Annotated in this window: 12 protein-coding genes; 4 read left to right on the top strand and 8 right to left on the bottom strand. The window is 63.1% G+C overall.

The genetic code is table 11. The features are described from left to right. Nucleotides 1-92: 92 nt before the first annotated feature. The 3 genes from ACZ5KU_RS29705 to ACZ5KU_RS29695 all read right to left on the bottom strand — a co-directional run bounded on the left by ACZ5KU_RS29705 (nucleotide 93) and on the right by ACZ5KU_RS29695 (nucleotide 3,942). Nucleotides 93-1,274 (bottom strand): MFS transporter, encoded by a 1,182-nt coding sequence (locus ACZ5KU_RS29705; protein ID WP_464736614.1) that lies wholly within the window; start codon nucleotides 1,272-1,274, stop codon nucleotides 93-95. Beyond that, on the bottom strand, nucleotides 1,274-2,365 hold the full coding sequence (locus ACZ5KU_RS29700; protein WP_054058393.1) for a SagB family peptide dehydrogenase: 1,092 nt from the start codon (nucleotides 2,363-2,365) through the stop codon (nucleotides 1,274-1,276). Before ACZ5KU_RS29700 ends, ACZ5KU_RS29705 begins: the two co-directional genes overlap by 1 nt. A gap of 380 nt (nucleotides 2,366-2,745) precedes the next feature. Next, entirely contained in the window at nucleotides 2,746-3,942 is a 1,197-nt protein-coding gene (locus tag ACZ5KU_RS29695) for a class I SAM-dependent rRNA methyltransferase (RefSeq protein WP_054058394.1), read from the bottom strand. Nucleotides 3,943-4,140: 198 nt separating this feature from the next. Here ACZ5KU_RS29695 and ACZ5KU_RS29690 point away from each other — a divergent pair, with 198 nt between their 5' ends. The 3 genes from ACZ5KU_RS29690 to ACZ5KU_RS29680 all read left to right on the top strand — a co-directional run bounded on the left by ACZ5KU_RS29690 (nucleotide 4,141) and on the right by ACZ5KU_RS29680 (nucleotide 6,203). Next, entirely contained in the window at nucleotides 4,141-4,953 is an 813-nt protein-coding gene (locus ACZ5KU_RS29690) for an HDOD domain-containing protein (RefSeq protein WP_192842705.1), read from the top strand. Between the two features lie 34 nt (nucleotides 4,954-4,987). Next, nucleotides 4,988-5,800: a bifunctional DNA-formamidopyrimidine glycosylase/DNA-(apurinic or apyrimidinic site) lyase gene (mutM, locus tag ACZ5KU_RS29685; protein WP_054058396.1), complete on the top strand. Its 813-nt coding sequence runs from the start codon at nucleotides 4,988-4,990 to the stop codon at nucleotides 5,798-5,800. Between the two features lie 64 nt (nucleotides 5,801-5,864). Next, the gene (locus ACZ5KU_RS29680; protein WP_054058397.1) at nucleotides 5,865-6,203 is read left to right on the top strand and encodes a hypothetical protein; all 339 of its coding nucleotides are present in this window, start codon (nucleotides 5,865-5,867) and stop codon (nucleotides 6,201-6,203) included. A 171-nt stretch (nucleotides 6,204-6,374) separates the two neighbouring features. Here the strand turns inward: ACZ5KU_RS29680 and ACZ5KU_RS29675 are convergent, their stop codons facing one another. From ACZ5KU_RS29675 to ACZ5KU_RS29655, 5 genes are all read right to left on the bottom strand, one after another. Next, nucleotides 6,375-6,626 (bottom strand): YfhL family 4Fe-4S dicluster ferredoxin, encoded by a 252-nt coding sequence (locus ACZ5KU_RS29675; protein WP_054058398.1) that lies wholly within the window; start codon nucleotides 6,624-6,626, stop codon nucleotides 6,375-6,377. A gap of 148 nt (nucleotides 6,627-6,774) precedes the next feature. Next, on the bottom strand, nucleotides 6,775-7,254 hold the full coding sequence (gene coaD / locus ACZ5KU_RS29670; protein ID WP_054058399.1) for a pantetheine-phosphate adenylyltransferase: 480 nt from the start codon (nucleotides 7,252-7,254) through the stop codon (nucleotides 6,775-6,777). A gap of 111 nt (nucleotides 7,255-7,365) precedes the next feature. Then, nucleotides 7,366-8,961 carry a GMC family oxidoreductase gene (locus ACZ5KU_RS29665; RefSeq protein WP_416770872.1) on the bottom strand — a complete coding sequence of 532 codons (1,596 nt, stop codon included), beginning with the start codon at nucleotides 8,959-8,961 and terminating at the stop codon, nucleotides 7,366-7,368. A gap of 58 nt (nucleotides 8,962-9,019) precedes the next feature. Then, nucleotides 9,020-9,565, bottom strand: a complete 546-nt coding sequence (locus tag ACZ5KU_RS29660; RefSeq protein ID WP_054058401.1) for a twin-arginine translocation pathway signal protein — start codon at nucleotides 9,563-9,565, stop codon at nucleotides 9,020-9,022. Nucleotides 9,566-9,586: 21 nt separating this feature from the next. Then, entirely contained in the window at nucleotides 9,587-11,017 is a 1,431-nt protein-coding gene (locus ACZ5KU_RS29655; RefSeq protein ID WP_464736613.1) for a coniferyl aldehyde dehydrogenase, read from the bottom strand. A 152-nt stretch (nucleotides 11,018-11,169) separates the two neighbouring features. Between ACZ5KU_RS29655 and ACZ5KU_RS29650 the strand changes: the two genes are divergently transcribed. Further along, nucleotides 11,170-11,838 (top strand): TetR/AcrR family transcriptional regulator, encoded by a 669-nt coding sequence (locus tag ACZ5KU_RS29650; protein ID WP_054058403.1) that lies wholly within the window; start codon nucleotides 11,170-11,172, stop codon nucleotides 11,836-11,838. Nucleotides 11,839-11,850 lie beyond the last annotated feature (12 nt).

Here is an 11,850-nt window from a genome sequence, read left to right as displayed (position 1 = left end):
CTCATAAACCCGCCGGGGGATGACTGGCGATGAATAGGACGATTCTACACCGCTGGCGGCTGGAAGGAATGGGGTGGACGCGACGGCGGCGTTCAGCGCCCGAGCCTGGCGCTGCTCAGCAGGCCGAGCAGGCTGCAGATGACGAAGCCCATGCCGAGGGTCGGCAGCAGCAGGACGTCGCTCCTGGCCAGCAATGCGCTGCTGGCGGCGGCTGCCAGAAACATGAGGGTGTTGCCCGCCGACGCCGCAGTGCCGGCGTTCGCCGGGAACAGCAGCATCGCTGCGGAGATCGCCGTCGGGCGGGTGATGCTGACCGCCGCGGCACTCAGGCACATCGGCAGCAGCAGGCTGGCGGTGGAGACCAGCCCCAGTTGCAGGGTCAGCAGCAGTGCCAGGCCGGCGGCACCCAGCAGGAGCAGGCCGATATCGATCTGCGCACGCACGCCCAGGCGCTTCTGCAACCGGGTGGCCAGCACGCCACCCAGCAGGTAGGCAGCACCATAGATCAGCAGCACGATGGCGTATTGGTATTCGGAGAGGCGCAAGCCGTCCATGAAGATCAGCGGCGAGACGCTGGTCAGGGCGAAGTAGGGGCAGAACACCAGCGCCGCGATCTGCCAGTAACGACGGAAGTCGCCATGGCCGAGGATCTTGCGCATCGACTGGCGCGGCGCCGGACCTTGCGTGGTCCCGGTTGCGGAGCGCCGAGGCAGCGCCCGCAAGGCCAGCAGGAAGAGGCCGGCAGCGACCAGGGTAAAGGCATGGAAGCTGCTCCTCCAGCCGAAGCTGTCCAGCAGCCAGGAGCCGAGCAGGGGTGAGAGGGCGACGAACAGGCCGCTGAAGCTCATGTAGAAAATGCGAACAGGGATGCGTTCCTGCGGCTCGAACAGGTCTTCGACCAGCGCCAGGCCGAGGACGAAGAAGCCGCAACCCAGTGCCTGGACGCTGCGAAAGAACAGGAAGGCGACGAAGTCCGTGGCCAGGGTGCAGCCGATGGCACCGATGCAGGAGAGGGTGAGGCAGGCCAGCAGCACCTGCTTGCGTCCGAACCGATCGGAAAGTGGCCCCATCACCAACTGCGAGACGACAAAGACCAGGGTGAACAGGCTGACCGTCAGGGCGATGTCGGCGGTCGAGGTGGCGAATTGCTCCGCCAGGGCTGGAAACGCCGGCAACAGAACATTGAGCGGGAAAAAGCTGATCAGTGATATGCCGGTGACCAGCAGCAGTTGGGGGCGGCTCGATTGCCGGATGCTTGTGTCGGTCGACGCCATCATTGGCTTCCCGATGGGGTCTTGAGCAGTTCCTGAAGTTCGTCGCAGATCGATTCGCCATGGCTGTAGCCGGCACCGACGAACAGCAGTGGCTGTTCGCTCAGGTCCTCCAGGCGCAGTGCCTGCTCGATCTTCTGTTCGCACAGGGCGGCGGTTACCCAGGTCTTCAGGCCCAGGGCGGTGGCGGTAAGCTGGAAGGTTTGCGATATATGCCCGGCTTCCAGCAGGGCGACGCGATAACCCTGGGAATGCGGATACTTCCACCACATCTTGTCGAATCGGCAAGTAATGAATATGCCGAACGGCAAGTTTTCGATAAAGTGCTGGCCTTGCACTAAAGTGGCCAATGGCACGCCGAGGCCTCTTATAAGCGTCAGTGCATGTTTGTCCGGGTGGTAATAATAAAAACCCGGCCCGATATCGTCGACATTACGGATATAAAGATAACCTTCGCTGCAATTGAGGCCGCCGCCCGATGGGCTGCTGCGACGTGCACGAAAGTCTTCCGGTATGCAAGGGTCAGTATCCAGTTCGCGTTCCCTCAGATAACCCAGGGAAAGATAAAGAACCGTGCTGAGGTGTTCGAGGGAAATACGCCAGTCGAAAAACTTGCGGCAGGTCTTGCGTTGCAGGAGCACGCTGGTGAAGTCGACGCTGTTGCTCTCGCCATGACCCGGCAATGGCGGCGGAAGGTGGAGCATGTCCTGGTGCAGTGCGATGGCATGGCGATGGGGCGGCGGTTGCTGGCGTCGCATGACCTCCCGGCAGTGCGCGAGGTAGTCTTGCGCCCATTCCACGCTGTTGTCCGGGTTGTTCGCCTGCGGCAGGTCGCGGGTGCCGACATGGAAGATTCTCGACAGGTCGTCCCAGCCCCAGTGGTCGTTGGGAAAGGGGTTTGCGCTGATGATGCCGGTGCTCACGAAGGTCGAATCGACTGGATGGTGCGGGTCGAAGCGGGAGGGCTTCTCGACCAGTTCGGTCAGCCGGTCGGCATGGTGTTTATCCATCGAGTACTGTTCATGGGACTTGTAGTTCCAGATGACAAGTGCAGGTGGCTTTATCAGGATGAACAGGTCGGGATTGATATGCATGAGTCTGTGCCCGCTTTTCGGTTTTCAGGCTGGATCGAAGATGGGGGAATCGACCCAGCCTGTCTCGGGTTTATTTCGACGTTCCGAGCATCGCGTGATGGCCTGCGGATACTTTATATTCAAGTTTTATCTTTTCCATGCTTGTGCCTCCTTTCTGTTTATATCGCCTCGATAGTGGGCGATTAATCAGATAATAGGCTCATGAAGAAAGTTGGCAATGAGCAGTTGTGTAGGTTATGTCCGAGTTATATGTCGGTCATATCCAGTTAATTGCGGTGGGCGAGCACTTTCGGGAGGGCGAGTGCCGCAGGAGTTTCAACTGGGGCGGAAAGTGGTCGGCGAGGCGCCCCGCCCTGGGTACAGGGCGGGGCGCCAGCCACTCAGCTGTTGGGCAGCAGGCGGCAGGTGATGCTCTTGATGTAGCGGGTTTCCGGGATCGCCGGATGCACCGGGTGGTCCGGGCCCTGGCCGCCGCGTTCCAGCAGCTGGATATTGCGGTCCAGGTGGCGGGCGCTGGTCAGCAGGATGTTCTGCAGGTCGTCTTCCGGCAGGTGCATCGAGCATGAGGCGCTGACCAGGATGCCGTCCTTGCTCAGCAGGCGCATGGCCTGTTCGTTCAGGCGACGGTAGGCGCCCTCACCGTTCTTCAGGTCCTTCTTGCGCTTGATGAACGCTGGCGGGTCGGCCACGATCACGTCGAAACGCTCTTCGGCGGACTTCAGCTCCTTGAGGGCTTCGAATACGTCGCCTTCGATGCAGGTCAGCTTCTCGGCGAAACCGTTCAGTGCGGCGTTGCGCTCGACGCCGTCGAGAGCGAAGCCCGAGGCGTCGACGCAGAACACTTCGCTGGCGCCGAAGGCCGCGGCCTGCACGCCCCAGCCACCGATGTAGCTGAACAGGTCGAGAACCCGCTTGCCCTTGACGTACGGTGCCAGGCGCGCGCGGTTCATGCGGTGGTCGTAGAACCAGCCGGTTTTCTGGCCTTCCATCACCGGCGCCTCGAACTTCACGCCGTTCTCTTCCAGGGCAACCCACTCCGGCACTAGGCCGAACACGGTCTCGACATAGCGCTCGAGGCCCTCGGCATCACGCGCCGCCGAGTCGTTCTTGAACAGGATGCCGCTGGGCTTGAGTACCTGGACCAGCGCGGCGATCACGTCGGCCTTGTGCTGTTCCATGGTCGCCGAGGCGAGCTGGACCACCAGGATATCGCCGAAACGGTCGACCACCAGGCCCGGCAGCAGGTCGGAATCGCCGTACACCAGGCGATAGAACGGCTTGTCGAACAGCCGTTCGCGCAGCGACAGGGCGACGTTGAGGCGGTGCACCAGCAGCGACTTGTCCAGTGGCAGGCGGGCATCGCGCGACAGCAGGCGGGCGCAGATCAGGTTGTTCGGGCTCATGGCGACGATACCGAGGGCCTTGCCGCCGGCGGCCTCGAGAATGGCCTGGTCACCGGCCTTGAAGCCGTGCAGCGGGGTTGCGGCCACGTCGATTTCGTTGCTGTAGACCCACAGGTGGCCGGCGCGCAGGCGGCGGTCGGCATTGGCTTTGAGGCGCAGGCTGGGCAGGGACATGACGTCGCTCCGGGAAAAAAGAGCGGAATTATAACGGGAGTTGGCGTTCACCGGTTCGTCAAGTTTCATGTGATTGAGTTCACATATCACCCATCCTGAACCACTTTTCCGCTAGAATCGGCGACTCGCCCGGAGTGTGTACCAATGTCCCAAGAACTTTCAGCCGAACAGATCCAGCAGGCCTTGCAAGGCATCAGCGTGCCGCCTCAACCGCAGATCATGGTGGATCTGCAGATGGAGCAGTACATGCCTGATCCGGACCTGGATGTGATCGCCCGGCTGATCAGTCAGGACCCCGGGCTCTCCGGTGCGCTGCTCAAGATCGTCAATTCGCCCTACTACGGGCTGACCAACAAGATCGCCTCGATCCAGCGGGCGGTGACGCTGCTGGGCAGCCGTTCGATCATCAACCTGATCAACGCGCAGTCGATCAAGGGCGAGATGGCCGATGAAACCATCGTGACCCTCAACCGCTTCTGGGACACCGCCCAGGACGTGGCGATGACCAGCCTGACGCTGGCCAAGCGCACCGGCTCCCAGGCCATCGACGAGGCCTATGCCCTGGGGCTGTTTCACGATTGCGGGATCCCGCTGATGCTCAAGCGCTTCCCCGACTACATGACGGTGCTGGAGCGGGCCTACGCCGATGCCGGTCCCGAGAAGCGGGTGGTGGACACCGAGAACGACGCGTTCAACACCAACCATGCGGTGGTCGGCTATTACACGGCCAAGTCCTGGCGCCTGCCGGAGCATGTGACCAACGCCATCGCCAACCACCACAACGCGTTGGCGATTTTCAGCGACGAATCGACCCGCAACAGCCAGTTGAAGAACCTGCTGGCGATCCTGAAAATGGCCGAGCATATCTGTGAGTCCCACCGGGTACTGGGCAACCAGACCGAGGACCGCGAATGGAATGCCATCGGCCACCTGGTGCTCGACTACGTCGGCCTGTCCGACTACGACTTCGAGACACTCAGGGAAAACATCCGCGAACTGGGTGCGCACTGATCGGGCGCACGCCATTTCCTGAACGGGAATCTCCATGCCTGAACTACCCGAAGTCGAAACCACCCGGCGCGGTATCGCGCCTCATCTGGAAGGGCAGCGGGTCAGTCGCGTGATCGTCCGCGACCGGCGCCTGCGCTGGCCGATCCCGGAAGACCTGGATGTGCGGCTGTCCGGGCAGCGGATCGTCCAGGTCGAGCGGCGGGCCAAGTACCTGCTGATCAATGCCGAGGTCGGCACGCTGATCAGCCACCTGGGAATGTCGGGCAACCTGCGCCTGGTCGAGGTCGGCCTGCCGGCGGCCAGGCATGAGCATGTGGATATCGAGCTGGAGTCGGGCCTGGCCCTGCGTTATACCGACCCGCGCCGTTTCGGGGCCATGCTCTGGAGTCTCGACCCGCTCAAGCACGAATTGCTGGCGCGGCTGGGGCCGGAACCGCTGACCGACCTGTTCGACGGCGAGCGGCTGTTCCAGCTGTCCCGTGGGCGCTCGATGGCGGTCAAGCCGTTCATCATGGACAACGCGGTGGTGGTCGGCGTGGGTAACATCTATGCGACCGAAGCGCTGTTCGCCGCCGGGATCGACCCGCGGCGCGAGGCCGGCGGTATTTCCCGGGCGCGCTACCTGAAGCTGGCGACCGAGATCAAGCGGGTGCTGGCCCATGCCATTGAGCGTGGCGGCACCACCTTGCGCGACTTCATCGGCGGTGACGGCCAGCCCGGCTATTTCCAGCAGGAACTGTTCGTCTATGGTCGTGGCGCCGAGCAGTGCAAGGTCTGCGGCAGCGGCTTGCGCGAGATTCGCCTGGGGCAGCGTGCCAGCGTGTATTGCCCGCGTTGTCAGAGCTGACCCGGGTTGCCGGCAGGCGCTATAGTGAGTCTTTGCCCCCATTGCTTAGCCCAAGGATAGCGCCATGACACCGTTTCGTACCCTGGCCTTGTTGCTGGCCCTGACCTTTGGCCTGCAGTCACTGCCGGCCCTGGCCGAAGACGGGACCAGCGGCGACCCGACCTACAAGATCCAGAATCCGCCGGCCTACGCGATGATCGGTGACCTGCTGGTTGCCCGGCCGCTGCTGGTGGGCGCGACCCTGGTCGGCACGGCGGTGTTCGTGGTTTCGCTGCCTTTTACCGTGTTTGGCGGGGTCGACGGTGTGGGCAAGGCCGGCAAGGCGCTGGTGGTCGACCCGGGCAAGGCGGCCTTCGCCCGGTGCCTGGGTTGCACGGCGGAAGGTTTCGACGGCGATCAGTGATCTGCGGGGGGCTTCGCGGCGACCTGTTCGCGGAAAAGTCCAGCTCCCACAGCGTCAGCGTCGTTCGCAGGACTCATGCACGGCGCGAGCACTTATGGGAGCCGGATTTATTCGCGAAGAGGCCCGCACAGCTTGCCTACCACCATGGAATCCTCCACGGGGCGCGGGATATCAGGCCTTGCCCGTAATCTTGCGATACTTGGCCATCAGCTCTTCCTGGGTTTCCGGATGAGCTTCGTCCAGCGGGATGCAATCCACCGGGCAGACCTGCTGGCACTGGGGCTCGTCGTAGTGGCCGACACACTGGGTGCACAGGTTCGGGTCGATCACGTAGATCTCTTCGCCCTGGGAAATGGCGGCGTTCGGACACTCGGGTTCGCAGACGTCGCAGTTGATGCAATCGTCGGTAATGATCAGGGACATGGGCACTCCGGCCCGGGCGGCAGGCCCGGGCAACGTGAAAACTTGATGTGCCAATTGTGCCGCATTGACGCGCGCAGTGCACGCGGGTACGTCAGGGCTGGCGTCAGCTGCGCCGTCCGTGGCAGCTCCCGGGAGGTGCCAGGCGGGGTTACTTCCTGAAGCGCAGGGTCAGGGCGTCGGCCACCGCCGGGTGGACGAACTTGCTGATATCTCCGCCCAATGCGGCGATTTCTCGAACCAGCGTCGAGGAAATGAACGAGTAGCGCTCGGACGGCGTGAGGAACAGACTCTCCACCTCCGGTGCCAGTTGACGGTTCATGTTCGCCAGCTGGAATTCGTACTCGAAGTCCGACACGGCACGCAGGCCACGCAGGAACACGTTGGCGTTCTGCTCCTTGGCAAACTGCGCCAGCAGCGTGGAAAAACCCATCACTTCGACATTGGGCAGGTGCTTGGTGACCTCGCGGGCCAACTCCACACGCTGTTCCAGCGGGAAAAGCGGGTTTTTCTTCGGGCTGGCGGCCACGGCAATGATCACGTGGTCGAACAGGCGCGCGGCGCGTTCGACCAGATCGCCATGGCCCTTGGTAATCGGGTCGAAGGTACCTGGGTACAACACTCGGTTCATCGCGTCGTCCTGGTGGGAGTCCGTTGGGGAATCGGATGGTATCGCAGCCTTTCCTGTCGGCCAAGTCAGGACGCATGGAAGAAAGCCGTATGGACGTCGTGAACACTCCTCTTATGCGGTTTTCAGGCGCTCTGCCAGGGCCGACGCCAACTGGGCGGTCAGCCCGTAGACGGAAAGCTGCGGGTTGGCGCCGATGCTGGTGGGGAACAGCGAGCCGTCATGGATCGACAGGTTGCGCAGTTGATGGTGGCGGCCGAGGCTGTCGGCGACCGCGGTTTTCGGGTCTTCGCCCATGGCGCAGCCGCCCATCACGTGGGCGCTGCCCAGCCGGGTGCGGTAGGTTTCCAGGCGCAGACCATCGATCAGGGTTTTGGCCTGGTCGAGGGAGTTCACGTAGTTGGCATCGGCATGCAGCGGCAACACCGACTTGGCGCCGGCGGCGAACTGGATCTCGGCCATGCTGTGGAACGCCCGGCGCAGGCCGTCCCAGGCGTAGGGCGACACCTGGTAGTCGAGCACCGGGCTGCCATCGCCGCGCAGTTCCACCTCACCGCCCGGGCTGTCGGGGTGAAAACCGTCGCGCAGCAGGGCCAGCATCACGTGGGTGTGCGGCAACTGTTCCATGCGCAGGGCACTCTGCGGACCGAAGCCGCCGAGCAGGGTGCTGGCCAGTGCCGGTTGCAGCGGTGGCACTTCCAGTTTGTAGGACATGTGCCCGGTGGTGCCGTCCAGCCATTGGAAATGGTCGGAATAGATGGATTGCGGGGCGCCGTAATAGGGGTTGATCACCTCGGAAAACTGCCCGGCGGAGAAATTCACCAGGTGCAGGAAGGTCCGTTTGCCCAGGCGATCGTGCGGGTCGGGCGCCTTGGAACGCAGCAGCAGCCCGGGGCTGTTGATACCGCCTCCAGCCAGCACGTAGTGGCGGGCCTTGACGGTGATCTTGCGGCCATTGGGGGCGACGCAGCGCGGGTCCATCCCTGAGCATTGCAGGCTGCTGACCTTGTCGCCCTCGATCAGCAGCCGTTCGGCGCGTGCCAGGTAGAGCAGTTCGCCGCCTTTTTCCAGGGTGGCGGGGATCGTGGTGACCATCATCGACTGCTTGGCGTTGGTCGGGCAGCCCATGCCGCAGTAGCCCAGGTTCCAACAGCCGCGCACGTTGCGCGGGATGACCTTCCAGCTGTAGTTGAGCTTTTCGCAGCCGTTGCGCAGTACGTCGTTGTTGGCATTGGGTGGCATCACCCAGGGCGCGACGCCGAGCCGCTGCTCCATTTTCTCGAACCACGGCGCCATCTCGGCGACGCTGTGGCCCTTGACGTTGTGTTCCCTGGCCCAGTGTTCGAGGGTCGGCTCGGGCGTGCGGAAGCTGGAGGTCCAGTTGATCAGCGTGGTACCGCCGACCGCGCGGCCCTGGAGAATGGTGATGGCGCCATCCTTGCTCATGCGGCCGATCCCTTCCTGGTAGAGGCTGGTGTAGGCCTCGTCTTCGAGCATCTTGAAGTCGTCACTGGTCTTCAGCGGCCCTTCCTCGATCAGCAAGACCTTATAGCCGGCGGTACTGAGGATTTCGGCGGTGGTTCCGCCGCCGGCACCGCTGCCGATGATCGCGACATCGGCCTCCAGGGTCAGGTCCTGTTGCAGTTGCGAGCCGTTGTAGGTTTTCCAGCCGCGGGCCAGGCCTTCGCGGAACAGATCGGGTACCGGCATGTGACGCCTCTTTTATTGTTGTTTTGACAGGTGTGCCTGGTTGAGGGCGGCGGCGAAGCTAGACCTTGGGCGGCCCCGGATAGCCACAGTGGGCCCAGGCCTCGGGGCGGTTGTACCAGGCCATCATCACCAGTTGCAGCAGCGAGGCGTGGCCCATGCGCAGCAGGCTCAGCAGGCTGTTTTCCCAGCGTTCGAGAAAGGCCTGGATCTGCTCGGTACTGGCATTTTCCCAACTACCCCAGATGCCCGTCAGTGGGCCGCGGGTAATGCCCATGCCGAGCACGTCGAACAACTGACGGGTGAGCTTGAGCATCTCCGGCGAGAGGTGGGCGAGGCTCTTGTCGAGGCTGGCCAGGGTCTGGTCGACGGCGGCGGGCATCTTGTCGGGGCTCACCGCCCCCTGCAGCATCACCGGGATCAGCGCCCGCAGAAACGGCAGGTCAGCCGCCTGCAGGACGACGAAGCCGTTGGCCGGCCCGGCCGCCGAACAGCCGGTCAGGCTGGCGGCCAGTCCAGCAGTGGTGAGGAAGGCACTGGCGCACAGGCCGAGTTTCAGCAGGCCGCGCCGTGACAGCTCGGGGGATTCGGACAGGCTTGAAGTCATTATTGTTATACCTGGGCAAGGTCAGCGAACGAACAGCTTCTGGATCAGTTTCTGGATCGATTTTCCATAGGGCGGGTAAATCAGTCGTGCGGCGTTGAAGCGCTGCTTGGTCAATACGCCCTTGGCCTTGCTGAAGGTCAGGAAGCCTTCATGTCCATGGTAATGGCCCATCCCCGAGGGGCCGATGCCGCCGAACGGCAGGTCTTCCTGGGGAACGTGCAAAAGGGTGTCGTTGAGGCAGACCCCGCCGGAATGGGTTTCGTGGAGCACCCGCTGCTGCTCGCGCCTGTTGTAGCCGAAGTAGTAGAGCGCCAGTGGGCGGGGTCGCTGATTGATGTAGGCGAAAGCCTCATCGAGGCCGTTATAGGGAACGATCGGCAGCAGCGGGCCGAAAATCTCGTCCTGCATGACGGTCATTTCGTCACTGACATTCAGCAGCAGGCTGTGGCCCATGCGGCGTTGCTGGCCCTGGTCGAACAGCGGAATCAGCAGCGCCCCCTTGCTGGTGGCGTCGCTGATGTAGCCGTTGAGCCGTGCCAGCTGTCGTTCGTTGATGATGCTGGTGTAGTCCGGGTTGTCCGCCAGGGTCGGATAGAAGCCGCGTACCGCCTGGCGATAGGCTTCGACGAAGGCGCCAACCCGTTCCTCCGGCACCAGCACGTAGTCCGGGGCCACGCAGGTCTGGCCGGCGTTCAGGGTCTTGCCGAAGGCGATGCGCTCGGCGGCGTCCTTGAGTGGTACGTCGCCGGAGACGATCGCTGGCGACTTGCCGCCCAACTCCAGGGTCACCGGCGTCAGGTGCTCGGCGGCGGCGCGCATCACGTGCTTGCCGATGCTGGTGGCGCCGGTGAACAGCAGGTGATCGAACGGCAGCTTGGAAAAGGCCATGCCGATGTCCACGTCACCGAGTACCACGCACACCAGATCTTCCGGGAATACCCGGCCCAACAGTTCCTTGAGCAGCAGGCCGGTGGCCGGGGTCGATTCGCTGAGCTTGAGCATCACCCGATTGCCCGCGGCCAGGGCGCCGACCAGCGGGCCGATGGCCAGAAACAGCGGGTAGTTCCAAGGCACGATCACGCCCACCACGCCCAGCGGCTGGTAGACCACCTTGGCCGAGGCCGGCTGGAAGGCCAGGCCGACCTGGCGCCGGGCCGGCTTCATCCAGCGCTTGAGGTGCTTGCGGGCGTAATGGATGCCGTGGAGGCTGGGCATCACTTCGGCCAGCAGGGTCTCGTCGGCGCTGCGGTTGCCGAAGTCGGCGTTGATGGCTTCGATAATTGCCCGTCGTTCGTCGCTGAGTAGATGGCGCAGGCTCTCCAGCCACTGCCGACGTTGCTCGGCCGGTGGCATCGGATGCGCGGCATAGGCCCGGCGCTGGGCCTGGAACAGGCGCTGGAGCTCGCTCTGTTGCTGCTGTGATTCCTGCAGGTAGGCGATTTCGGCAGACATGGCGCACTCCAGAGAATGTGTTTTTATTTTTAAACAAATGTTTAGAGCTAAAGCTCGAAAATGTCAACAGCCGTGGGCGCCACGAACCGTTTATCCCTCGCGTGATAGGCCGTAAGATGCGAAACACCGCACTCTTGAAGTAAAGCTGAGTCATGGCCCGACGAATAAAAACCAGTGAGCGCATCGTTCAGAACAGCCTCGACCTGTTCAACCAGCAGGGCGAGCGCAGCGTCAGCACCAATCACATCGCGGCGCACATGGAGATTTCGCCGGGCAACCTCTACTACCACTTCCCCAACAAGCAGGCGATCATCGCCGTGCTGTTCGCCGAATACGAAGAACTGGTGGACAGTTTCCTTCGCCCGCCCCAGGGCCGCGCCGCGACCATCGAGGACAAGCGCTTCTATCTCAAGGCGCTGCTGGCGGCGATGTGGCGCTATCGTTTCCTGCATCGCGACCTTGAACACCTGCTCGAAAGCGATGCCGAACTGGCGGCGCGTTATCGGCGGTTCTCCCAGCGCTGCCTGATCCAGGGGCAGTTGATCTACAAGGGGTTCGTCGATGCCGGGATTCTCGCGATGGACGCGGTGCAGATCGAGTCGCTGACCCTCAACGCCTGGATCGTTCTGACCTCCTGGGTGCGCTTTCTCAGCACCACCCGGGAAAGCGCCAACCACCTGAGCGAGGAGTCGATCAAGCGTGGGGTGTACCAGGTGCTGGTGCTCGAGTCGGGCTTCGTCACGCCCCAGGCCCGGGAGGCGGTCGACAGGTTGCTGAATGAATTCTATGTCCCCCTGGCCAAGGCTCTGGAAGAGGCCTAGGGCGGCGGGTTG

It is taken from the genome of Pseudomonas sp. Tof1 (genome assembly GCF_055390395.1).
The sequence above is the reverse complement of the archived record's forward strand: the minus strand, read 5'-3'. Positions and strand labels throughout refer to the sequence as shown.